General features: G+C 42.4%; 17 protein-coding genes and 5 pseudogenes. 19 read left to right on the forward strand and 3 right to left on the reverse strand.

Annotation, left to right across the window (positions count from 1 at the left end; translation table 11 throughout):
- Nucleotides 1-121 precede the first annotated feature (121 nt).
- Nucleotides 122-1,802, forward strand: a pseudogene (gene recN, locus M5V91_RS00800) (DNA repair protein RecN).
- On the opposite strand, the gene M5V91_RS00805 reads toward recN, so the two are convergent.
- The gene (locus M5V91_RS00805; RefSeq protein WP_284522322.1) at nucleotides 1,794-2,090 is read right to left on the reverse strand and encodes a hypothetical protein; all 297 of its coding nucleotides are present in this window, start codon (nucleotides 2,088-2,090) and stop codon (nucleotides 1,794-1,796) included. The pseudogene recN and the gene M5V91_RS00805 sit on opposite strands and share 9 nt — an antisense overlap.
- Nucleotides 2,091-2,157: 67 nt before the next feature.
- Between M5V91_RS00805 and spoIVB the strand changes: the two genes are divergently transcribed.
- Entirely contained in the window at nucleotides 2,158-3,273 is a 1,116-nt protein-coding gene (gene spoIVB / locus M5V91_RS00810; RefSeq protein ID WP_439649971.1) for a SpoIVB peptidase, read from the forward strand.
- Between the two features lie 367 nt (nucleotides 3,274-3,640).
- Complete coding sequence (spo0A, locus tag M5V91_RS00815; RefSeq protein WP_019380201.1) at nucleotides 3,641-4,429, forward strand: sporulation transcription factor Spo0A; 789 nt, start codon at nucleotides 3,641-3,643, stop codon at nucleotides 4,427-4,429.
- Between the two features lie 132 nt (nucleotides 4,430-4,561).
- Here spo0A and M5V91_RS00820 read toward each other — a convergent pair whose 3' ends face one another.
- Together M5V91_RS00820 and M5V91_RS00825 are read right to left on the reverse strand one after the other, a co-directional pair.
- A complete protein-coding gene (locus M5V91_RS00820; protein ID WP_009332885.1) occupies nucleotides 4,562-4,702 on the reverse strand; it encodes a YycC family protein in 141 nt (46 codons plus the stop codon).
- Nucleotides 4,703-4,721: 19 nt separating this feature from the next.
- On the reverse strand, nucleotides 4,722-4,958 hold the full coding sequence (locus M5V91_RS00825; protein WP_019380202.1) for a DUF2627 domain-containing protein: 237 nt from the start codon (nucleotides 4,956-4,958) through the stop codon (nucleotides 4,722-4,724).
- Between the two features lie 154 nt (nucleotides 4,959-5,112).
- On the opposite strand from M5V91_RS00825, the pseudogene M5V91_RS00830 reads away from it, so the two are divergent.
- From M5V91_RS00830 to M5V91_RS00905, 16 genes and pseudogenes are all read left to right on the forward strand, one after another.
- A pseudogene (locus M5V91_RS00830) lies at nucleotides 5,113-7,178 on the forward strand (sigma-54 interaction domain-containing protein).
- A gap of 207 nt (nucleotides 7,179-7,385) precedes the next feature.
- Entirely contained in the window at nucleotides 7,386-8,288 is a 903-nt protein-coding gene (gene yqiS / locus M5V91_RS00835; RefSeq protein ID WP_009332882.1) for a phosphate butyryltransferase, read from the forward strand.
- Between the two features lie 111 nt (nucleotides 8,289-8,399).
- Nucleotides 8,400-9,494: a branched-chain amino acid dehydrogenase gene (gene bcd / locus M5V91_RS00840; RefSeq protein WP_009332881.1), complete on the forward strand. Its 1,095-nt coding sequence runs from the start codon at nucleotides 8,400-8,402 to the stop codon at nucleotides 9,492-9,494.
- A gap of 163 nt (nucleotides 9,495-9,657) precedes the next feature.
- Nucleotides 9,658-10,759, forward strand: a pseudogene (buk, locus tag M5V91_RS00845) (butyrate kinase).
- 18 nt (nucleotides 10,760-10,777) lie between these two features.
- Nucleotides 10,778-12,199 carry a dihydrolipoyl dehydrogenase gene (lpdA, locus tag M5V91_RS00850; protein ID WP_009332879.1) on the forward strand — a complete coding sequence of 474 codons (1,422 nt, stop codon included), beginning with the start codon at nucleotides 10,778-10,780 and terminating at the stop codon, nucleotides 12,197-12,199.
- A 79-nt stretch (nucleotides 12,200-12,278) separates the two neighbouring features.
- On the forward strand, nucleotides 12,279-13,274 hold the full coding sequence (locus M5V91_RS00855; RefSeq protein WP_009332878.1) for a thiamine pyrophosphate-dependent dehydrogenase E1 component subunit alpha: 996 nt from the start codon (nucleotides 12,279-12,281) through the stop codon (nucleotides 13,272-13,274).
- An 11-nt stretch (nucleotides 13,275-13,285) separates the two neighbouring features.
- Nucleotides 13,286-14,269, forward strand: a complete 984-nt coding sequence (locus tag M5V91_RS00860; RefSeq protein WP_019380204.1) for an alpha-ketoacid dehydrogenase subunit beta — start codon at nucleotides 13,286-13,288, stop codon at nucleotides 14,267-14,269.
- 124 nt (nucleotides 14,270-14,393) lie between these two features.
- Nucleotides 14,394-15,713 carry a dihydrolipoamide acetyltransferase family protein gene (locus M5V91_RS00865; RefSeq protein ID WP_284521657.1) on the forward strand — a complete coding sequence of 440 codons (1,320 nt, stop codon included), beginning with the start codon at nucleotides 14,394-14,396 and terminating at the stop codon, nucleotides 15,711-15,713.
- 199 nt (nucleotides 15,714-15,912) lie between these two features.
- Nucleotides 15,913-17,775, forward strand: coding sequence for a methylmalonyl-CoA mutase subunit beta (locus M5V91_RS00870; RefSeq protein WP_251175088.1), 1,863 nt, complete (start codon nucleotides 15,913-15,915; stop codon nucleotides 17,773-17,775).
- A complete protein-coding gene (gene scpA, locus M5V91_RS00875) occupies nucleotides 17,765-19,957 on the forward strand; it encodes a methylmalonyl-CoA mutase (RefSeq protein ID WP_251175089.1) in 2,193 nt (730 codons plus the stop codon). Before M5V91_RS00870 ends, scpA begins: the two co-directional genes overlap by 11 nt.
- Nucleotides 19,958-20,104, forward strand: a complete 147-nt coding sequence (locus M5V91_RS00880; protein ID WP_284521658.1) for a hypothetical protein — start codon at nucleotides 19,958-19,960, stop codon at nucleotides 20,102-20,104. It begins immediately after the preceding gene.
- On the forward strand, nucleotides 20,061-21,071 hold the full coding sequence (gene meaB, locus M5V91_RS00885; protein ID WP_284521659.1) for a methylmalonyl Co-A mutase-associated GTPase MeaB: 1,011 nt from the start codon (nucleotides 20,061-20,063) through the stop codon (nucleotides 21,069-21,071). The genes M5V91_RS00880 and meaB overlap by 44 nt, the downstream gene beginning before the upstream one ends.
- A gap of 229 nt (nucleotides 21,072-21,300) precedes the next feature.
- A complete protein-coding gene (locus tag M5V91_RS00890; RefSeq protein WP_009332872.1) occupies nucleotides 21,301-21,738 on the forward strand; it encodes a BrxA/BrxB family bacilliredoxin in 438 nt (145 codons plus the stop codon).
- A 324-nt stretch (nucleotides 21,739-22,062) separates the two neighbouring features.
- Nucleotides 22,063-22,853: pseudogene (locus tag M5V91_RS00895) on the forward strand (transporter substrate-binding domain-containing protein).
- Nucleotides 22,854-22,950: 97 nt separating this feature from the next.
- Nucleotides 22,951-23,610, forward strand: coding sequence for an amino acid ABC transporter permease (locus tag M5V91_RS00900; protein WP_009332870.1), 660 nt, complete (start codon nucleotides 22,951-22,953; stop codon nucleotides 23,608-23,610).
- A pseudogene (locus M5V91_RS00905) lies at nucleotides 23,603-24,324 on the forward strand (amino acid ABC transporter ATP-binding protein). Before M5V91_RS00900 ends, M5V91_RS00905 begins: the two are co-directional and overlap by 8 nt.
- Nucleotides 24,325-24,420 lie beyond the last annotated feature (96 nt).

Consider the following 24,420-nt stretch of genomic DNA (forward strand, 5'->3'; position numbering starts at 1 on the left):
GCAGTCGCCTTCACATTTCAAGCAAGCCCCCAAAAAGGCAAATAACGCCTTTCCGGGAGGCACGTCATGTGCTTGTCGGGGTTGGGCAAGGCGCTTGCGCTTTTCTTAAGAGGTGATATGATTGTTAAACGAATTATCCATACGAAATTTTGCCATAATCGAAGCCCTTTCTGTCTCATTTGAAAAGGGCTTAACTGTTTTAACTGGTGAAACAGGGGCGGGAAAGTCCATCATTATCGATGCCATTCACTTGCTGGCTGGAGGCAGGGGATCTGCAGAATTTGTCCGCCATGGTGAGGATAAGGCTGAAATTGAGGGGCTTTTTATCCTGGATGATCTTAAACATCCTTGCTATAAACGGTCTGCTGAATTTGGGATAGAGATTGAAGATGGAATGATTGTTCTCCGCAGGGATATATCAAAGACAGGGAAAAGCGTCTGCAGAGTGAACGGAAAACTTGTCACTATATCTGTATTGAGAGAAATCGGAAGTTCCCTTATTGATATACATGGCCAGCACGAACATCAGGAATTAATGGATGAAACCTTTCATCTTCCTCTCCTCGATCAGTTTGGGGGATCCAAATTATCCGCTGCTTTAACTGAATACCAGGATATCTACAGGTTATATGAAAACACACTGAAAAAGCTTAAAAATTTAAGTGAGAATGAACAGCAAATGGCGCACCGGCTTGATTTAATTCAATTTCAGCTGGATGAAATTCAATCTGCTCAGCTTAAATTGAACGAAGATGAAGATTTGATTGAAGAAAAAGAAAGCTTTCCAATTTTGAACGTATTTTTGATTCTCTTCAGTCAGGCTATAATGCCCTTCAAGGAGAACAAAAAGGGCTTGATTGGATCGGAATGGTTATGGGCTATATGAATGATGCCGCGGAACTGGACCCCGCCTATAAAGAAATAGCGGAAAATGTGGCAAACAGTTTTTATTTGCTTGAAGATGCAGCGAGATCACTCCGCAATGAAATGGACTTTATGGAATATGATCCCCAAAGACTTAATGAGATAGAAAGCAGATTGAATGAAATTAATGGGTTGAAAAGAAAATATGGAAAAACGGTTGAAGAAGTGCTGGAATACGCTGCACAGATAGAAGAAGAAATTGAAACCCTGCTAAATAAAGAAACCCATATTGATAAGCTGCAAAAGGAAGTTGCTGCCCTGAAAAAGACCTTCTGGTTGAAGGAGAAGAATTGAGCAAGCTGCGCAGAAAATCTGCCCTTAAACTTACCAAGTTAATTCACAAAGAGCTTAAGGAATTATATATGGAAAAGACAGTCTTTGAGGTCAGATTCTTTTCTGATTCCGAAGTCTTCCTGAAAAACGGAATTGACAGGGCTGAGTTCTACATTTCCACCAATCCGGGAGAACCGCTTAAGCCGCTGTCTAAAATTGCATCAGGCGGTGAATTGTCCCGAATCATGCTTGCTTTAAAGAGCATATTTTCAAAGCATCAGGGTGTCACAAGTATTATTTTCGATGAGGTGGATACAGGCGTGAGCGGCAGGGTTGCACAAGCCATCGCGGAAAAGATTCATCACGTTTCCGTGGATTCACAGGTTCTGTGCATCTCTCATCTTCCTCAGGTTGCGGCCATGGCAGATACTCATTTATTTATTGCTAAAAACACAAAGGATGGGCGGACAAAAACAACAGTAAAACCGCTCACTGAAGATGAGAAAATCAAAGAAATCGGCCGTATGATTTCCGGGGTGGAAATTACTGATTTAACAAAAGAGCATGCGAAAGAGCTGCTGCACCTGGCTAATCAGCTAAAGTAATTTTGATCCATTATAAGGTCTGTTCCCGCCAGCGGCGCTATCAGATCTAATACCTTGAAAAGCTATCCAAAGCAGGATAGCTTTTTTTATGTGAATGGCTGTTATAAATGCCCTCAATGCAGGCAAAATTAAAGATGTAGCCATTTGACGTGGATGGACTAGAAGCGAGGAGAGTGAAAAATTTGACATATGATGTTTTACGCAAAATAATTGGTGGAATTCTCCTTGTTTCATTAATTGCTTTAGGTTTTTCCAAGCCTGTTCAGGAATATTTGCAAGTACCTGCAAATATTACTCTTTTGAAGGGCAGCAGCTGGACATTGCAAAGGCAGAAGCAGTGTCGGCCGGACTGTCCATAGATAATACAAGTGTTTCACTTAAAGAAGATAACCATTCGATTTCGCTTCATGCAAAAGAAAATGGAAAAAATGAAATGCTTCTCGAACTGGCAGGTTTTCCGATAAAGAAAGTTGATGTTAACATCTTAAAAGATTTTAAAGTTATTCCAGGAGGCCAATCGATTGGGGTTAAACTGAATACAGTAGGCGTGTTAGTAGTTGGACACCATCAGGTTAATACGGCTGAAGGAAAAGCTTCGCCTGGCGAAACGGCCGGCATAAAAATTGGAGATATCATTACAGAAATCAATGGAACGAAAATAGAAAAAATGTCAGATGTTGCTCCCTTTGTTCAAGAAGCTGGCAAAAGCGGCAATCCGCTCCAAATTATCGTAAGCCGTGAAAGCGGAAAGGTGAAAACAGAGCTGACACCCTTGAAAGAAAACGGGGAAGAAACCTATAAGCTTGGATTATATATACGTGACTCTGCAGCAGGTATTGGGACGATGACCTTCTATCACCCGGAATCGAAAAAATATGGAGCACTCGGCCATGTTATTTCCGATATGGATACAAAGAAGCCAATTGTGGTTGAAGACGGGCAAATTGTCCGATCAACTGTTACTTCAATTGAAAAAGGAAGCAATGGCAATCCTGGTGAAAAACTTGCACGATTTTCTTCAGATAAAGAAATAATCGGGAATATTGTCAGAAATAGTCCATTCGGAATATTTGGGGAATTAAACCGGGATATGAAGAACGGAATTTTTGACAAACCGATGCCTATAGCCTTATCTCATCAAGTCAAAGAGGGCGCTGCCCAAATTTTAACTGTGGTCGACAATGACGAAGTACAATTGTTCGATATTGAAATTGTCAGTACGATTCCGCAGAAGTTTCCGGCAACAAAAGGAATGGTCATAAAAGTGACGGATCAGAAGCTGCTTGATAAAACAGGCGGCATAGTCCAGGGGATGAGCGGAAGCCCGATTATCCAGGATGGCAGGATTATTGGAGCAGTGACCCATGTATTTGTAAACGACCCTACTTCAGGATATGGTGTTCATATTGAATGGATGTTAAATGAAGCAGGTATTGATATATATGAAAAAGCTGAAGAAAAAGCATCCTAATACTGAATGGATCTTAAAAAAGGCGGGTTAAACCCGTCTTTTTTTTACTGCTCTTGCAGTGAAAAAACAGGCCGCATTATAGGCTAAACAAAAACTATGAGTAAAATAGTTATGTTAAAATGAAAATAAAGAATTTTCGACAAAGAAACACGGATTGTAAAGAGTATGACGAAATCGGTCGAAAACAGAAGAAAACAAAAGAATAAATGAGGTTTAGTTGGTTTTTTAAGAAAATTTCAAAAAAGTAGAGGAATTTTTGTTGCATTGTCGAATTTCTCATTTAGAATAGAAAATAGATATCAAAAAGAGCATGTTCGAAAATGAACATTTATTAAAGAGACCATAATTGGACCGAGGAGGAAAGTAAGTGAAGAAAATAAAAGTTTGTGTTGTGGATGATAATAGGGAACTGGTCGGGCTTTTAGAGGAATATATATCTTCTCAGGAAGACATGGAAGTTGCCGGTGTGGCACATAATGGACAGGATTGCCTCGAAATATTAGAGCATACACAGCCCGACGTTCTTGTATTGGATATCATCATGCCTCACTTGGATGGACTTGCTGTACTCGAAAAAATGAGAGATTTAAATTTGAAAACACTCCCTAATGTAATCATGCTCACTGCATTCGGACAGGAGGATGTTACCAAGAAGGCAGTGGATTTGGGAGCCTCATACTTTATCCTTAAACCATTTGACATGGACAATTTGGCAAGTCATATACGCCAAGTCAGCGGAAAATCGAATTCATTTCTCCGCAAACCCGCTCAATCTTACCGTCCTCAGGGAGAAGCAAAGCCTAAGAACCTGGATGCCAGCATCACCAGCATCATCCATGAAATTGGCGTTCCTGCCCATATTAAAGGATACTTATATCTCCGTGAAGCCATTTCAATGGTATACAACGATATAGAACTTCTCGGTTCCATTACAAAAGTGCTGTACCCTGATATTGCTAAGAAGTTTAATACTACTGCAAGCCGTGTGGAGCGTGCAATCCGCCATGCGATTGAAGTTGCGTGGAGCCGCGGTAATATTGATTCCATTTCCTCTCTTTTTGGGTATACAGTCAGCATGACAAAAGCAAAGCCAACCAACTCGGAATTCATTGCAATGGTTGCAGATAAGCTGCGTCTGGAGCACAAAGCTTCTTGAAAGGGTAAGGACTTATAACAAAATCATTTATTTTTTATGCTGCGCTCCTTATGGGGCGTTTTTTTATTGTCCTCAAAATTCAGCGGAAACAAAAAAGTTCAGTTTGAAATTTTTCAAACTGAACTTATTAATTTATTTCTTTTCTTCATTCTCAAGCTCCATCATCTTTTGAATCAAAATGTGCTGAGGCATGTGCATGATTTGCTCAAGAGGAAGATTTAGTTTTTCAGCAAGCTTTAATGCTGTTTCCGGTGATAACTGCAGCGGCTTCACTTTTTATCCCCCCACTAACTTATTTGGTTTTAAATCGTTCCTGAACTTTGTTTCTCTTTCGATCGCGATAAAGAATAAATCCTGCGATAAAGCCAAGACCTATGATTAAGAAAAGGAAACCTGAAACAAATTGAAGCCATAAATATGGAAATGGGCTTTGCAGGATGCCAAAGACCATATCTCTCATTAATTTTATCCCATAGACAGCCAATATGCCTGGCAGGAGTAAAATTAATAAAGCAATTAGTCTAATCATAAAAAAATTCCCTTCAAATCGAATTACCTATCGAAATCATAAATCATTAAATAAATTTGTCAAGTACCGCTGCTGTGCTAAAATAAATTCATGAAGAATGTTGCACGGAATAATGTCAAGCGTGCAAGAATTTTCAATGAAAGCAGGTAGAAAAATGCAAACAGTAATGATTGTCGGTGCAGGTAAAGGCGGTACGGCCATCCTTAAAATTATAAAGGAAACGGCTGTTCTGGATGTAAAAGCTATGGTGGACATTAATCCGGGTGCTGAAGGACTTCGGATTGCCAAAGAAAGCGGCATCCCGATTGGCACTGATTGGCGTTATTTTATGGATCAGGATATTGATATCATTATTGAAGTTACCGGAAATGAACAGGTGTTTATCGACATCAGGGAAGCCAGGAGCAAAAATACGGTCCTGATTCCTGGAAGTGTAGCTTTCTTAATCGCGAAATTACTTGAAGAAAAGGAAGAACTGATTTCAAAATTCAGAAATGAAACGTATAAGCATGATTTGATTTTTAATTCGACTGATGACGGTATGATTGTAATCAACAACTTTAGTGAGATTACAGTCTTTAATCGAAGTGCGGAGAGAATGACAGGAATTAAGAGGAAAGACGCTTTAGGGAAAAAATTAATGAAGTCATTACAGACAGCATGCTTCCCAGAGTTATGGCAACAAGGAGAATTGAAGCGAATCAGGAAATGACTTTGGCAAATGGCCTGAAAATTATTACGACAAGAATACCGATGCTTGGAGAAAATAACGAATTAATGGGTGCGTTTGCTGTTTTTAAGGATATAACAGAAGTAGTCTCGCTTGCGGAAGAAATTACGAATTTGAAAGAGATACAGACAATGCTTCAGGCGATTATTCAATCAAGTGAAGAAGCCATTTCTGTGGTTGATGAAAATGGGAAAGGGATTTTGATCAATCCGGCATATTCGAGGCTAACAGGCCTTGAAGAAGAAAAAGTGATCGGGAAGCCTGCCACAGCTGATATTTCCGAAGGTGAAAGTGTGCATATGAAGGTTCTTCAAACGAGAAGGGCAATGAGAGGTGTGGCCATGAGGGTCGGACCGAAAAGAAAGGATGTTATTGTAAATGTTGCGCCTGTCATTGTTGATGGAAAGTTAAAAGGAAGTGTGGGAGTTATTCACGACGTATCGGAAATTCAGAATCTGAATCGTGAATTAAGCCGGGCAAGACAGATTATCCGTACATTGGAAGCGAAATATTCATTCGAGGATATTATTGGATCATCTGAAGAGATGAAGCTTGCAATTGAACAGGCAAGACTCGGGGCTAAAACTCCAGCTACCGTTTTGCTAAGAGGAGAGTCAGGGACAGGCAAAGAATTGTTCGCCCACGCTATACATAATGCCAGCGACCGAAAATATAACAAGTTTATCAGGGTTAATTGCGCAGCATTATCAGAGTCTCTTCTGGAAAGCGAATTATTCGGTTATGAAGAGGGGGCGTTCTCAGGAGCAAAAAGAGGCGGCAAACGGGGTTTGTTTGAGGAAGCTGATAAAGGCAGTATCTTTCTGGATGAAATTGGCGAGCTGACAGCTAACACTCAGGCGAAACTGCTCAGGGTTCTTCAAGAACATGAAATTACAAGAGTGGGAGGGACCAAGCCCATTTCAATAGATGTTCGAGTTATTGCTGCGACCAATGTGAATTTAGAAAAAGGAATTGCAGACGGCACTTTCAGGGAAGACTTATACTACAGGCTGAATCGAATGCCTATACATATTCCTTCATTAAGACGCAGAAAGGAGGATATTCCTCTTCTATGCAGCAGGCTTATTCAAAAGATCAACCAGGAATATGGACGGAATGTAGAAGGTGTAACAGAACAAGCAGTTAATAAACTAATGGCCTATGATTGGCCGGGAAATGTGAGAGAACTTGATAATATCCTCGGCAGAGCCATTATTTTTATGAATTACAACGAAACAGATATAGAGGAAAGGCATATTCCGGATTTGATAGGTGCCAATAAGCCGTCTCCAAGTGTTGAAAAAAGTGAAGAAGCACAAACTAAAACATTAACTCAGCTGGTAGAGCAATATGAGGCAAAAATGATCAGACAAACACTTCACAAGCTGGATGGAAATAAAACCAAGACTGCTAAATCGCTTGGACTCTCTGTCAGGAATCTTTACTATAAATTGGAGAAATACGATATTGCAAAAGATGGCATGCAATAAATTTCACAGTGTGCAATTAATTGCGCACTTTAACTCAGTGAATAAAGCGTTTTCACAGTAATTTTAAGTTGGCACACTTCTTGCAGGTATAATAAACGGATGGACATCAAGAAAAAGGCGCCGGTAATTGTCTAGCACAATCAGCCTGCCCCGCGAGGTGCCGTGGGAGGGCGAGGCGCGCGCTTTTCTAGTAAGGGGGTTGAACAGATGAAATTGGATTCGCTTCTAACGAAAGCAACCCAATATGGTGAGAAAACAGTAGCCGTAGCCGCAGCGGAAGACGAAGAAGTTCTCGAAGCAGTTGCTGAAGCAATTAAGCTGAACTTAGCAAGCTTTTTATTATTTGGGGATCAAGTAAAAATCCGCGAAATCATAAATCGGAACCATAGCGCAGCAGCTGAAAGCCCTAAGCTTGAAATCCTTCATGCAGAATCGCCTGCATATGCTGCAGAATTGGCAGTAAGGGCTGTAAAAGAGCAGAAAGCCAATGTGCTGATGAAGGGAAATATCCCGACGGCAGGTATTTTAAAAGCTGTCTTAAATAAAGAATTCGGCTTAAGAACAGGAAATGTTTTATCACATGTGGCGGTATTTGAGGTTCCAGGTTTTGAACGATTTACGATTGTCACTGATGCAGCAATGAATATTGCACCGGACCTCAATCAAAAAGCACAAATCCTGAAAAATGCAGTTGAAATTGCAAGGAGCATAGGAATAGAAAAGCCTCTTGCAGCCCCGATTGCTGCAGTAGAGGTTGTTAATCCTGCTATGCAGGCAACTCTGGATGCCTCAGCATTAACTCTTATGAACCAAAGGGGCCAGATAAAAGATTGTCTTGTCGACGGTCCCCTGGCTTTGGATAATGCAATTTCTTTTGAAGCGGCTGAACATAAGGGGATCAAAAGTGAAGTTGCCGGACAGGCAGATATTTTATTGGTGCCGACTATAGAAGTTGGGAATACTTTATATAAATCACTTGTCTACTTTGCGAAAGCAAAAGTAGGAGCTGTTATCGCAGGTGCCAAAGCGCCGATCGTTCTTACTTCAAGAGCAGATTCGGCAGAAAGCAAGGTTTATTCCCTTGCTTTAGCGATATGCTCAGCAAAGTAATGGGCTCTGAAAGAAAGAAATTAATTCATTCAGTATTTTATAAATCGTAAATTAAATTTTTTTAACAAAACGAACATATTACTTTTAAAGAATCCGGGGAGGAATTATAACATGGAAATCTTCAAATACCTAGAAACTTATGATTACGAACAAGTGGTGTTTTGCCAGGACAAACAATCAGGATTAAAAGCTATTATTGCTATTCATGATACCACTTTAGGCCCAGCACTAGGCGGTACACGCATGTGGACTTATGAATCTGAAGAAGCTGCTATTGAGGATGCATTGCGTCTTGCACGCGGCATGACATATAAGAATGCAGCAGCTGGTTTAAATCTTGGAGGCGGTAAAACAGTTATTATCGGCGATCCGCGCAAAGATAAAAACGAAGAAATGTTCCGTGCATTCGGACGCTATATCCAAGGTTTAAATGGACGTTACATTACTGCTGAGGACGTGGGTACTACAGTAGCTGATATGGACCTGATTCATGAGGAAACAGACTATGTAACAGGAATTTCACCTGCGTTCGGCTCTTCCGGCAACCCTTCACCAGTTACAGCTTATGGCGTATACAGAGGTATGAAGGCTGCAGCAAAAGCGGCATTCGGAACTGATTCTCTTGAAGGCAAAACAATTGCTGTTCAAGGAGTTGGAAACGTTGCGTTCAATCTTTGCCGCCATCTGCATGAAGAAGGTGCACAGCTGATTGTTACGGATATTAATAAAGAAGCAGTTCAGCGTGCAGTTGAAGAGTTCGGTGCTAAAGCAGTTGAACCAAATGAAATTTATGGAGTTGAATGTGATATTTATGCTCCTTGTGCTTTAGGTGCGACAGTTAATGATGATACAATCCCGCAGCTGAAAGCAAAAGTAATCGCTGGAGCTGCCAACAACCAGCTTAAAGAAACACGCCACGGTGATTTAATTCATGAGATGGGCATCGTTTATGCTCCTGACTATGTAATTAATGCAGGCGGAGTTATTAATGTTGCGGATGAGCTGTACGGATACAACCGTGAACGAGCAATGAAAAAAGTTGAAACTGTATACAATAATATTGAAAAAGTTATTGAGATTGCTAAAAGGGATGGAATTCCGACATATAAAGCGGCTGACCGCATGGTTGAGGAAAGAATTGAAAGAATGCGTAATTCACGCGGACAATTCCTCCAAAATGGCCATCATATTCTAAGCCGCAGATAAGCTTTAGGGAGGAGTAACTTTCCTGAAATGCAAAGCGCTGAATGGAATATTCAGCGTCTTTGCCTTTAAAAACAGAGTAGAAAAAATTCGGCGGCAGTTAATAGTACCTGAGTAAGAGTATACTTTTACAAGGGAGATTTCCGCTCTTTATGGAGGTTTAAACGTGCTAGAACAAGAACATCGAATTCTCGTCATCAATCCGGGATCCACTTCAACTAAGATTGGAGTTTTCGATAATGAGATCTCTGTCCTGGAGAAGACATTGCGCCATGATGCAGATGTCATTAACTCTTATGAAAGTATTATCGATCAATATGAATTCCGAAAGCAGACCATTCTGGAAACATTGGATCACGAAGGAATCAATATCTCCAAATTAAGTGCAGTGTGCGGCCGCGGGGGCTGCTGCGACCGATTGAAGGAGGCACATATTCAGTTAATGATGCAATGCTAGAGGATCTTCGTGCCGGTTTTGCTGGTCAGCATGCTTCAAACCTTGGCGGAATACTGGCATATGAGATTGCTTCTGGTTTAAATATTCCTTCGTTCATTGTCGATCCGGTGGTGGTTGATGAATTGGATCCAATTGCCCGAATTTCAGGCTTTTCAATGATAGAAAGAAAAAGTATTTTCCATGCCTTGAATCAGAAAGCTGTTGCCCGGAGAGTAGCCAAAGAACTTGGCAAAAAGTACGGGGAGCTTAACCTAATCGTTACGCATATGGGCGGAGGTATAACTGTAGGTGCTCATAAAAAAGGCAGAGTGGTGGATGTTAATAACGGACTTCATGGAGACGGGCCATTCAGTCCGGAACGGGCAGGTACAGTACCTGCCGGTGATTTGGTGGGACTTTGCTACTCCGGAAGCTTTTATCGTGAAGAAGTGATGAAAAAGCTTGTTGGACAAGGCGGTCTCGTTGGTTACCTGGGAACAAATGATGCAGTAAAGGTTGAAAAGATGATTGAAAGCGGAGATGAGAAAGCAAAGCTTGTCTACTCCGCAATGGCTTATCAGGTGGCTAAGGAAATCGGATCTGCCAGTGCAGTGCTTGGCGGAAAGGTTGATGCCATCATCCTTACAGGGGTCTTGCCTATGGCAAGGACTTTGTAAACGAAATCAGTGAACGGATTAACTGGATTGCAGATGTCATCGTACAGCCTGGTGAAAATGAACTGCAGGCACTCGCTGAAGGTGCTCTTCGTGTACTCCGCGGTGAAGAGACTGAAAAAGAATATCCTGGAAAAAAGCTGACAAAGCAGCGTTGAAATAGAAGGGGAAGCAATTTGGCACAGGAATATGATTTGGTGATTTTAGGCGGAGGCACAGGCGGCTATGTAGCTGCCATCCGTGCTTCACAGCTTGGTTTAAAAACGGCAATCGTTGAAAAAGGAAAACTTGGAGGTACTTGCCTTCATAAAGGCTGTATACCAAGCAAGGCTTTATTAAGAAGTGCTGAAGTGTTTGCTACCGCAAAGCACAGTGAAGATTTTGGCGTAGTGACAAGTGATGTATCCATCAATTTCAATAAGGTACAGGAAAGAAAAAATAAAATCGTTGATCAGCTTCATAAAGGTGTTCAGCACTTGATGAAGCAAGGCAAGATTGATGTATTCGAAGGAACAGGCCGCATACTTGGACCATCTATTTTCTCTCCGATGCCAGGCACAATTTCTGTTGAAATGAACAATGGGGACGAAAATGAAATGCTGATCCCTAAAAATGTTATTGTAGCAACTGGATCACGTCCTCGTACTCTGCCAGGATTGGACATTGATGGACAACTTGTAATGACTTCGGATGAGGCTTTAGCTTTGGAAGAAGTGCCAAGCTCCATTATAATTGTTGGCGGTGGAGTCATCGGCATCGAATGGGCATCTATGTTATCAGACTTTGGTGCTGAGGTAACAGTAATCGAATATGCTGACCGCATTATACCTACGGAAGATAAAGAAATTTCAAAAGAAATGCAGCGCCTTATGAAGAAAAAGGGAGTCAAAATTGTAACAGGAGCAAAAGTGCTTCCTGAAACCCTTCAGAAAGGCGACGGAGTTACGATTTCAGCTGAAGTGAAAGGATCTCAGCAGGAATTCTCCGCCGAGAAATTGCTTGTTTCAGTGGGGCGTCAGGCAAATACAGAGGGTATTGGCATTGAAAATACTGACATTCAGATAGAAAAGGGATTTATTTTAGCAAATGAATACTTCCAGACAAAGGAATCCCATATTTATGCGATTGGTGACGTCATTGGCGGCCTTCAGCTGGCTCATGTTGCTTCTCATGAAGGAATCGTAGCCGTTGAGCACATTGCCGGCAAGAATCCTTCTCCAATTGACTATAGCCTGGTTTCTAAATGCATTTACAGTTCACCTGAAGCGGCAAGTGTAGGATTAACAGAGGATGAAGCAAAAGAAAAAGGCCATAATGTCAAAACGGGCAAGTTCTCATTCCGGGCAATCGGAAAGGCACTGGTATTTGGTGAATCCGACGGTTTTGTGAAAATTGTGGCAGATAAGGATACCGATGATATCCTGGGTGTCCATATGATAGGCCCGCACGTTACAGACATGATCTCAGAAGCAGGTCTGGCCCGTGTTCTTGATGCAACTCCATGGGAAGTAGCACATACAATCCATCCTCATCCGACGTTATCTGAAGCAATCGGTGAAGCTGCCCTTGCAGTTGATGGAAAAGCTATCCACGGATAAAGTTCCAATTGAATAAACAGAAAAGTCCAGGCTTCTTTTGGGAGCCCGGTGATACATATTAGCTTAGGAGGTTGTATAAATGGCTGAAAACCGACATAAAGATTTAGGTTTAAGTGATGAGAAAGTTCTTGAAATGTATGAGACGATGCTATTAGCTCGCCGTATTGATGAGCGTATGTGGCTTTTAAACCGCGCGGGAAAAATCCCTTTCGTTATTTCTTGCCAGGGACAGGAAGCTGCTCAGGTAGGTGCTGCATTTGCACTTGATCGCGAGAAGGATTATGTCCTGCCATATTATCGCGACATGGGAGTAGTCCTTACGTTCGGCATGACAGCCAAGGAATTAATGCTGTCAGGGTTTGCTAAAGCCGAAGATCCAAATTCAGGCGGCCGCCAAATGCCAGGACATTTCGGTCAAAAGAAAAACCGAATCGTAACGGGCTCTTCACCTGTTACTACACAGGTGCCTCATGCTGTTGGAGTTGCTCTTGGCGGAAAGCTGGAAGGAAAAGATCTGGTAACCTTTGTAACTTTTGGTGAAGGTTCTTCAAACCAGGGGGACTTCCATGAAGGTGCGAACTTTGCAGGTGTTCATAAGCTCCCTGTTATCTTTATGTGTGAGAATAATAAATATGCAATCTCTGTACCGATTGAAAAACAGCTTGCTTGCGAAAACGTATCTGACAGAGCTATCGGCTACGGTATGCCAGGTATAACAGTTGATGGAAACGATCCGCTTGAAGTCTATAAAGCTGTGAAAGAAGCAGCGGACAGAGGCCGCCGCGGAGAAGGGCCGACATTGGTCGAAACCATTTCATACCGTTTAACACCACACTCATCTGATGATGATGACCGAAGCTACCGTGCTCCTGATGAAGTGGCTGAAGCGAAAACAAAAGATCCGATTATTACTTTTGGCGCATACCTGAAAGAAAATGGTGTAATGGATGATGCGATTGAAAAGGAAATTAATGACCGGATTATGAAATTGGTAAACGAAGCAACTGATTATGCTGAAAACGCTCCATATGCAGAAGCGGAATCTGCTTTAAAGCATGTCTATGCTGAACAGTAAGGGGAGAGAATATGGCTGTAATTTCTTATATCGATGCGGTAACTATGGCAATCCGCGAGGAAATGGAAAGAGATTCAAAGGTATTTGTTTTAGGTGAAGACGTAGGTAAAAAAGGTGGCGTGTTTAAAGCGACACAAGGACTGTATGATAAATTTGGCGAAGACCGTGTAATTGATACTCCGCTTGCTGAATCAGCAATTGCAGGGGTTGGAATCGGTGCAGCGATGTATGGAATGCGCCCGATTGCTGAAATGCAATTTGCCGACTTTATAATGCCGGCGGTTAACCAGATTATTTCTGAGGCAGCACGCATCCGCTATCGTTCCAACAATGACTGGAGCTGTCCGATCGTTGTTCGTGCACCATATGGCGGCGGTGTTCATGGAGCACTATACCATTCCCAATCTGTCGAAGCAGTATTTGCGAATCAGCCGGGACTTAAGATTGTTATGCCTTCTACGCCTTATGATGTTAAGGGATTATTGAAAGCGGCAATCCGTGACGAGGATCCTGTACTGTTCTTTGAGCATAAGCGTGCATATCGCCTGATTAAGGGTGAGGTTCCTGATGATGATTATGTGCTGCCAATCGGAAAAGCGGATGTAAAACGCGAGGGTGAAGATATCACTGTGATCACTTATGGCCTATGCGTTCATTTCGCACTGCAGGCTGCTGAAAGACTTGCCAAAGATGGCATCTCAGCGCATATCCTTGATTTAAGGACGGTATATCCGTTAGATAAAGAAGCAATTATCGAAGCTGCGACAAAAACAGGAAAAGTGCTTCTTCTTACTGAAGATAATAAAGAAGGCAGCATTATGAGCGAAGTTTCTGCCATTATTGCAGAGAACTGCCTGTTTGAATTGGATGCACCAATCAAACGCGTTGCCGGTCCTGACGTGCCAGCAATGCCTTACGCCCCGACTATGGAAAAATACTTTATGGTTAACCCTGATAAAGTAGAAAAAGCAATGCGCGAATTGGCTGAATTTTAATAAAGGCATTAGTTAATAAAAATGGAAAGAGCAGATGGTGCAGCTTTCCGGCTGGAATTCATACCGGATCAGCTGTACTAGCTGCATGACCCGCAAATGCGGGCAGCTAGAAGGAGGTTACCCAATGGCTATTGAGCAAATTAAAATGCCCCAGCTTGGGGAAAGTGTTACTGAAGGGACAATCAGCAAATGGCTGGTTTCCGTTGGAGATAAAGTAAATAAATATGATCCGCTTGCTGAAGTAATGACTGATAAAGTAAATGCTGAGGTCCCATCCTCTTTCTCTGGTGTAATCAAAGAGTTGGTTGCAGAAGAGGGAGAAACTTATGAAGTTGGCCAGGTTATTCTGACAATTGAAACTGAAGGCGGCGGAGAAGCAGCTCAGGAAGCCCCATCAGAATCTAAAGCAGAGGACAAAGCTGAAGCTGCACCTTCAGGTGTGGCGCCTTCTGCACCAGCGGCACCTATTTCGGCAGATGCTCCAAAAGGAGTCCGCTATTCACCTGCCGTCTTAAAGCTTTCTCAAGAGCATGGCATTGACTTAAACCAGGTGACAGGTACAGGCGGAGGCGGACGCATTACGCGTAAAGACCTTATGAAAATCATTGAGTCCGGAGATATTCCTACAGCGGCAGCTGCTGCATCAGCACCAGCACCGGAAAAGACAGAGGCACCGGCTCCAGCACCTTCCCAGCCTGCACAGAAACAGGCAGCGCCAGCACCTAATGTTCCAGTAATGCCGGGTGATGTTGAAATCCCTGTTACTGGAGTGCGTAAAGCGATTGCAGCCAATATGCTTCGCAGCAAACATGAAGCACCACATGCCTGGACAATGATGGAAGTAGATGTTACAAATCTTGTTGAATACCGTAACAGCATTAAAGGTGAGTTTAAGCAAAAAGAGGGCTTCAACCTTACGTTCTTTGCTTTCTTCGTGAAAGCTGTTGCGCAGGCCCTTAAAGAATTCCCGCAGATTAATTCTATGTGGGCAGGTGATAAGATTATCCAGAAGAAGGATATCAACATCTCCATTGCAGTTGCAACAGATGACGCGTTATTCGTTCCGGTCATCAAAGCAGCTGATGAAAGAACGATTAAGGGTATTGCCCGTGAAATCAATGATCTTGCCTTAAAAGTACGTACAGGTAAATTGACTTCCGCTGAAATGCAGGGTGGAACTTTCACTGTAAATAATACCGGTTCATTCGGGTCTGTCCAGTCAATGGGCATTATCAATTATCCTCAGGCTGCAATTCTTCAGGTTGAATCCATTGTGAAGCGTCCTGTAGTAATGAACAATGGCATGATTGCTGTCCGTGATATGGTTAACCTTTGTATGTCACTCGATCACCGTGTATTAGACGGCCTGGTTTGCGGCCGCTTCCTGCAGCGTGTGAAGGAAATTCTGGAGAACACTTCTAAAGAAAATACAACTATTTATTAGTAATTAAAATTGCCGCTGTCCTGCTTTGGGACAGCGGTTTCTTATTGTTCATTGCTTGTTTCTCTTTTGTATACTAAAATAGGTATATGGAGAATTTAGAATTTTATTATAATTTTCTTGCGGCATTGTTTCTTATAAGAAACGGGTCCGCTGCCGCATGAGGGGAGGGAACGCTGTCAGCTACAAGGACAGCAAATTTATGTCATTAAAGAAAATGATTGAAGAAAAATTCCCGCAGCAGACAAATGAAGATTGGGAACAAAGTGCGGAAAGAACTCTTAAAGGGAAATCCTTAGAAACATTATCACGAAATACATATGAAAACATAAAATTGAAACCGCTTTATTCCAGAGAAGACCTGGAAACAGGTGCATTATCACAGTATCCGGGCTTAGAAGATTTTAGAAGAGGTTCCTATGCAGCCGGATACCTGTCTGAAGAATGGAAGGTTGCACAGAAAATTAGTGCTTCCTCTTCCGAAGAGCTGTCAGATAAACTTCTTGCTGCCATCAAGACAGGGCAGACAGCTCTTGCGTTTGAGCCTGAACAGTTAAAAAATCCAGAGAAGATAAGCCTGTCTGTAGGCGAACTTTATGAAAGGTACCCTTTCAGTGTGGATGCCGGACGAAATCAGCATGTATTAATAGCAGGACTTGGAAAAGTAAAAGAAAGAGAAAAAGTCTCCGGATATGTTGCCGCAGATCCACTTGCTATTGCTGCTGCCGATACATTGAACGACCGCTCAATCGATGAACTATACGAAGCTTTGAATAAAACGATGAGTAATGCAGAAGAAAATCTGCCAAGCCTGAAAACAATCATGGTGAATTCAGCGGTTTATCATAATAGCGGTGCAAATGCCGTCCAGGAACTTGCATTTTCTCTTGCAGCAGGAGTAAATCACCTGCAATATCTTCTTGATAAAGGCAAAGGCCTTGAACAAATATTATCTAAAATGGTCTTTAAGTTTGCTGTTGGCTCAAACTTTTTTATGGAAATTGCCAAGCTGCGTGCTGCAAGAGTATTATGGGGCAAAGTGGCGGAAGCATTCGGAGCTGGGGGTGACAGTAAAAAAATGGTCATTTCAGCAGAGACGTCCTTCTTTACAAAGTCTGCCTATGATTCCTATGTAAATATGCTGAGAGCGGGGAATGAAGCGTTCGCAGCAGTATTGGGAGGAATACAATACCTTCATGTCAGTCCATATAATGATCTGGAAAGAGCCAAATCTCCTTTTTCAGAACGGATTGCCCGCAATACTCAGTTGATTTTAAGGGAAGAGGCGCATTTACTAAAGGTCTCTGATCCAGCAGGCGGCTCCTGGTATATTGAGCATCTGACAAATGAACTGATTTCCAAATCATGGGGACTTTTCCTTGAGATAGAAGAGCTGGGAGGAATGAAGGATGCCCTTCAAACAGGATGGGTTCATGATCAGATTACCCAAATTCTTGAAAAGAAGAAGAAAGATGTTCATACAAGAAAACAAAGTATCATCGGAACGAATATATATGCAAATCTTGATGAAAAGCCGCTTCAGACAGAATTGGAAACCGTCCAGAACAGCAGGAGTGATCTCAAGATTATCCAGCAGGTTCGTCTTTCTGAGTCCTTCGAGGGTTTGCGGAATTTATCTGAAAGATTAAAAGGAAAGGGCATTCGTCCAGAAGCAGGTCTTATCTGTCTGGGAGCATTGAAAGACCATAAGGCGCGTGCTGATTTTATTTCAGGCTTCCTGGCTCCTGGCGGGGTTGAGGCAGTTAAAAGCGGTTCGGTATATAATCCTGAAGATGCTGAAGCATTTATTCAAAAAACAAATTGCAGGCATTATTTTATTTGCGGATCAAATGAACTATACGATAGCATAGCTGTACCTTTAATTAAACAATTGAAAGAAACTTTCCCGTCAGCTGAAATCTATTTAGCCGGCCTTCCCGAAGAGAGGAAAAAGGATGAATATCAGAACGCTGGCATCGGCGGATACATTCATGTAAAAAGCGATTGCTATGAAACTCTCTTAAATATGCTGAACGAGATGGAGGCGGCAAGCAATGGCCAATAAACCTGATTTTAAAAGCCTGGATATTCTTGAAGTAAAACAATCAGCCAAAGATGACTGGAAAAGAAAAGCAGAGGAAGAAATCGATTCATCCATTGATCAACTTCTCTTTGAAACAAATGAGCAAATAAATGTAAAGCCTCTGTACACAAATGAAGATCTTAGAGACATGGAGCACCTAAACGATAAGCCTGGACTGCCCCCTTATACAAGAGGGCCATATTCAACCATGTATGTGAACAGGCCATGGACTGTCCGGCAGTATGCCGGTTTTTCTACTGCAGAGGAAAGTAATGCCTTTTACCGGCGCAACCTTGCAATGGGTCAAAAAGGCTTATCAGTCGCTTTCGATCTGGCTACTCATAGAGGCTATGATTCAGATCATCCAAGAGTCGAGGGAGATGTCGGGAAAGCTGGCGTAGCCATTGATTCCATCCTGGATATGAAGATGCTGTTTGATGGGATACCTTTAGATCAAATGTCTGTATCCATGACGATGAATGGAGCGGTATTGCCTGTCATGGCTTTTTATATTGTTACAGCGGAAGAGCAGGGAGTAATCCAGGAGAAACTTTCTGGAACGATCCAGAATGATATCCTAAAAGAATATATGGTGCGCAACACATATATATATCCTCCGGAAATGTCCATGAAGATCATTGCCGATATTTTTGAATATACTTCAAAATACATGCCTAAGTTCAATAGCATCAGTATTTCTGGCTATCATATGCAGGAAGCGGGGGCTCCTGCTGATATTGAACTTGCCTATACGCTGGCTGATGGTCTCGAATATGTAAGAACCGGCCTTAAAGCTGGAATCGATATCGACTCCTTTGCGCCAAGGCTCTCGTTTTTCTGGGCAATCGGCATGAATTACTTCATGGAAGTGGCAAAAATGCGCGCAGCCCGCTTCATTTGGGCAAAAATGATGAAGACCTTCGAGCCGGATAATCCCAAATCAATGGCGCTTAGAACGCATTCGCAAACTTCCGGCTGGAGCTTAACAGAGCAGGATCCGTTTAATAATGTAACAAGGACTCTCATTGAGGCGCATGCAGCTTCAATGGGCCATACACAATCCCTTCATACTAATGCGCTGGATGAAGCCATTGCATTGCCGACAGACTTTTCTGCCCGTATAGCCAGAAATACGCAGCTGTACCTTCAGGAAGAGACAGGGATCACGAATGTAATTGATCCATGGGGCGGCTCTTATTATGTTGAAGCTTTAACAGATCAGTTAATTAAGCGAGCCTGGGAGCATATTAAAGAAATCGAAAATCTTGGCGGAATGGCCAAAGCGATTGAGACAGGCTTGCCAAAAATGAGAATCGAAGAAGCGGCAGCCAGAAGGCAGGCACAAATTGATTCCGGAAAAGAAACCATTATTGGTGTGAATAAATACCGGCTGGAAAAAGAAGAGCCGATTGATATTCTTGACATTGACAACACGGCTGTCCGATTAAAGCAAATCGAGAAGCTGGAGCAGCTAAAGGCTTCCCGCGACAATGAGAAAGTTGCTGAAGCTTTGGCGGCTATTACAAAAGCTGCAGATACAGGGGAAGGCAATCTTCTTGAGCTAGCAGTAAATGCAGCCAGGGTTCGAGCCACTCTCGGGGAAATTTCTGAAGCGATTGAAAAAGTTGCCAACCGCCATAAAGCAATTATCCGTTCTATCAGCGGCGTGTACAGTTCTGCTTTTTCCAACGAAGAAGAAATTGCAGAAGTAAAGCAGATGACAGATGAATTTCTTGAAAATGAGGGAAGGAGACCGCGGATTCTGATTGCCAAGATGGGGCAGGATGGACATGACAGGGGAGCAAAAGTGATTTCAACAGCCTTTGCCGATCTCGGTTTTGATGTGGATATCGGCCCTCTTTTCCAGACACCGGAAGAAACAGCCATGCAGGCTGTAGAAAATGACGTTCATGTCATTGGGATCAGCTCACTTGCTGCCGGTCATAAGACTCTTCTGCCGCAGCTCGTTGCTGAACTGAAAAAATTGGATAGGGGAGATATTATTGTCGTAATTGGCGGGGTTATCCCTGCGCAGGATTATCAGTATTTATATGAGCATGGAGCATCTGCCATTTTTGGACCGGGCACAGTCATTCCAGTGGCAGCCCAAAAAGTCATCAGGGAGATCTACAGCCGTCTCGGGTATGAGGAAGTGACCCAGTAAATGACTGAGGATAAGAAACCGGAATGGTTTGATGAAGAAAAGGCAGATAATTTTACAAGCATTGTGCGCGGTGGTGTGGATACAGGCGAGCCGGAGCTGAAATTTGAGAAAAAAGGCAGGTTTCAAAAAATCTGCCTCCCTCCCTGATCTAAACGTTCTTGAAGAAGGCATTTTGAATGGCAGCAGAGGTCTGCTTGCCAGAGCGATCACTCTGATTGAAAGTAACGCTGAACATCATTTTCTCCATGCACAGGAAATCCTGCACAAACTTTTGCCCCATTCAGGACAATCGCTTAGGATTGGGATAACAGGAGTGCCGGGAGCAGGAAAGAGCACGTTCATTGAATCTTTTGGGACATACTTATGTGATTTAGGGTTAAAAGTAGCGGTGCTTGCGGTCGATCCGAGCTCCAGCTTGAGCGGCGGCAGCATCCTTGGCGATAAAACAAGGATGGAGCAGCTTTCCAGAAATCCCCGGGCATTCATAAGACCTTCACCTTCTGCAGGAAAATTGGGTGGAGTTCACCGGAAAACGAGAGAGACCATGCTGCTGTGTGAAGCGGCAGGCTTTGATGTTATTCTGGTAGAAACAGTTGGTGTGGGACAAAGTGAAGTCATTGTCAGGGACATGGTGGACTTTTTTATGCTATTAACGCTGACAGGGGCTGGCGATGAATTGCAGGGAATGAAAAAAGGCATTATGGAACTGGCTGATGCGGTAATTGTCAACAAAGCCGATGGAAGCAACAAAAAATTAGCGGAGAAAACAAAAGCAGAGTATAACCGTATACTTCACTTTCTCCAGCCTGCTACAAAGGGATGGCAAACCAGAGCCTACACCTGCTCTTCTGTTTTGAAAGAGGGCATCCCTGAGATATGGAAAGTGATCAAAACGTTCGAAGATACTGCAAAATCTTCAGGTGTATTTGAGGAAAGAAGAAGACTCCAGACAAAACAATGGATCCATTCCATGATCCTGGATCAGCTTCAATTCAGCTTTTTTTATCATCCTGCCATTAAGCCGCTCCTTCCGAAAATCGAAAATGAGGTTATCTCAGGAAACAGGACGGTTACATCTGCAGTGGAAGAATTGTTTAATGTCTATTCGAAATGAAGCTGTCCTTCAACAGGGCAGCTTTTCCTGAAAAAATGGCCAGTGCCTTGTGGGCACTGGCGAATCTAGGGAGTTTAGGGGTATGGATCTAGCTGTAGTTTTATCTTTCCCCCATAACCCAGATGCTAAACTTTTTTATTCAAAAAAATGACTTGATTGTAAATTTTGTTCTTGTATTGGTATTATGTATATAGTGAAAAAGATTAATCAGCATAAGGAGCGATGATCTATGAATATGGATTTCAATTTATTTATGAATGATGTTGTAAGGCAGGCACGCCAGGAAATCGTGCATGCCGGCTATACAGAATTAACTACACCGGAGGAAGTGGATGAAGCCCTTAATAAAAAAGGCACCACACTTGTAATGGTGAACTCAGTCTGCGGATGTGCAGGCGGAATTGCCCGCCCTGCGGCCATGCATTCCCTGCATTATGATAAGCGCCCTGACCATTTGGTGACTGTATTTGCCGGCCAGGACAAAGAAGCAACCGAAAAAGCAAGATCTTATTTTACCGGCTATCCGCCATCATCACCATCTTTTGCTCTTCTTAAAGACGGAGAATTATGCACGATGATCGAGCGCCATGAAATTGAAGGCCATGAGCCAATGGCTGTTGTTCAAAAACTGCAGGATACCTTTGAGAAATATTGCGAAGAGCTTTAAACAGGAAAAGCGGAAGCGCCTTGCTCGCGAAGGAACGCCACTTCCTCCCAAAAGCTGCCGCTTTCGGTCGTGCGATGTAAAGCTGTCGAAGTATTCCTTTTGGAACTAGATAGTTTTCGACGTTCAAAGTTTTCTTTTTTATTTCACCAGGAAAAGTCCCGAATTACGGGACTTTTTTTATGTCCATTTATCTGAATAATTAAACTTCTAATAAATATTTAAAAATCTTATTGCATAAATATAAAAATCTGTTAAAATTCATTTTAGTGAATATTTATTAATAGTTATGCAGAGATTATTCATATTTTATAGGGGGAAACTAAAATGAAAAAAGTCATCATGTTTGCTTTAAGCATACTTTTAGTTGGCGTATTAGCTGCATGCGGCACAAGTGAAGAAGCCAGCACTGGAAGCGGCTCAGGGGAAAACTCAGATAAAAAAGTATTAACTATGGGTACATCAGCTGATTATCCGCCATTTGAATATGTAGATTCCGCAAAAGGGGAAGAAATCATCGGTTTTGATGTGGATTTGGCCAAAGCGATCGCTGAAAAATTGGGTTATGAGATACAAGTGAAGGATATGGACTTTAACGGACTGATTCCTGCATTGGAAACTAACCAGGTCGATTTTGTTCTTTCGGGGATGACACCTACTGAAGAGCGCAAGCAAAACGTTGATTTCAGTGATGTATATTATACAGCGAGTCATATGATCGTTTCGAAAAAGGAAGCGGAATTGAGTCATTGGAAGATTTGAACGGCAAAACTTTAGGTGTGCAGCTTGCCTCTATTCAGGCTGATAAAGCAGAAGAAATTGGTGAGACAGTTGATATGAAAGTAGAAAACCGCAACCGCATCCCTGAATTGATTCAGGAAATTATGGCAGACCGTTTTGATGCTGCCATGATTGAAGATATTGTTGCAAAAGGATACTTTGAAAAAAATGAAGATCTTGCCGGTTTTACGATCGAAGAAGCTGAAGCGGAGGCAGGTTCTGCCATGGCTTTTCCAAAAGGCAGCGAATTAACTGAGAAATTTAATGCAGAGCTTGTGAAGATGAAAGAAAACGGTGAATTGGAAGACCTGATCGTAAAATGGTTTGATAACAAATAATTCCGCTGGGAATTGGCGTCCAAGGCATATTTTCCTTTGGACGCTTTATTCTTCTTGGAAACTAGTAAACTATTTATAGAGAGAGGATGGAAAGATAGTGAATCTGGATTTTCAGCAGTTCGTTCCCTCCCTTCCATATATACTTAAAGGCATTGGCGTTACGCTACAAATAGTTTCTATGGCAGGCATATTGGGTTTTGTATTAGGCATTATTCTATCATTCTTTAAAATCAGCAGATTTAAAATTCTTGGGTGGATAGCAGATGCCTATACCTCCGTTTTTAGAGGAACACCTCTTGTTCTTCAGCTGATGCTCATTTATTATGGATCGCCCCAGCTGATCGGGTATAAAATTGATCCGTCAACAGCTGCCGTCCTGTCATTTGGACTAAACTCAGCTGCCTATATTTCGGAGATTATCCGGGCAGGCATCCTGGCTGTTGATAAGGGCCAAAGTGAAGCGGCCATGGCTTTAGGTGTCCCATATAGGCCGGCCATGATGGATATTATTCTCCCGCAGGCGATGAAAAACATTTTGCCTGCTTTGATGAACGAGTTTATTACCCTTACAAAAGAATCTGCAATCGTAACAGTTATTGGGGTAACAGACGTGATGCGCCGGGCTTACATCGTGGGAGGCGAAAAGTTTTCCTACTTTGAACCAATACTGATTGCCGGGCTTATCTATTACATTATGGTAATGATCCTGACTGTGCTTGGAAAAGGGATTGAAAGGAGAATGAGACGCAGTGATTAAAGTGGAAAATTTGCATAAACATTTCGGTAAACTTGAAGTTCTTAAAGGAATTTCAACCAGTATTCAAGATGGCGAAGTAGTAGCTATTATTGGTCCATCCGGTTCCGGCAAGTCAACATTGCTGCGCTGCATCAATCTCCTGGAAGTGCCTGCAGATGGCAGGATCATGATTAACGGGCAGGACATTACGGATAAGGGCACAAACATTATGAAAGTGCGCCAAGATGTGGGAATGGTTTTTCAGCATTTTCATTTATTTCCGCACAAAACGGTTCTTCAAAACCTGACCTATGCACCAATGAAGGTTAAGGGAGTTTCGAAATCGGAAGCTGAGAAAACAGGGCTCGAGCTTTTGGAGAAGGTCGGATTATCGGCCAAAGCCTACGAATATCCAAATCGGTTATCCGGAGGACAGAAGCAAAGGGTTGCGATATCCAGAGCTCTTGCTATGAAACCTGATGTCATGCTGTTTGATGAGCCCACATCCGCTCTTGACCCGGAAATGGTGAAAGAAGTACTGGACGTTATGAAAAATTTAGCCCATACAGGCATGACAATGGCGATTGTTACCCATGAAATGGGATTTGCCCGTGAAGTGGCAGACAGGGTGCTTTTCCTGGATGGCGGCGTGCTTGTAGAGGATTCTTCACCTAAAGAATTTTTTCTAATCCTAAGAGTGAACGTGCAAGGGATTTCTTGCAAAAAATGCTATAATCGATATATGCTATGGGAGAAGATGGTCAAAAGGATCATCTTCTCTTTCACTTTTCTTAAAACAAACAGCCTTCTTTAAATTTAGGTGCGGGCAAA

This window comes from Cytobacillus pseudoceanisediminis (assembly GCF_023516215.1).
Lineage (GTDB): Bacteria > Bacillota > Bacilli > Bacillales > Cytobacillaceae > Cytobacillus > Cytobacillus pseudoceanisediminis.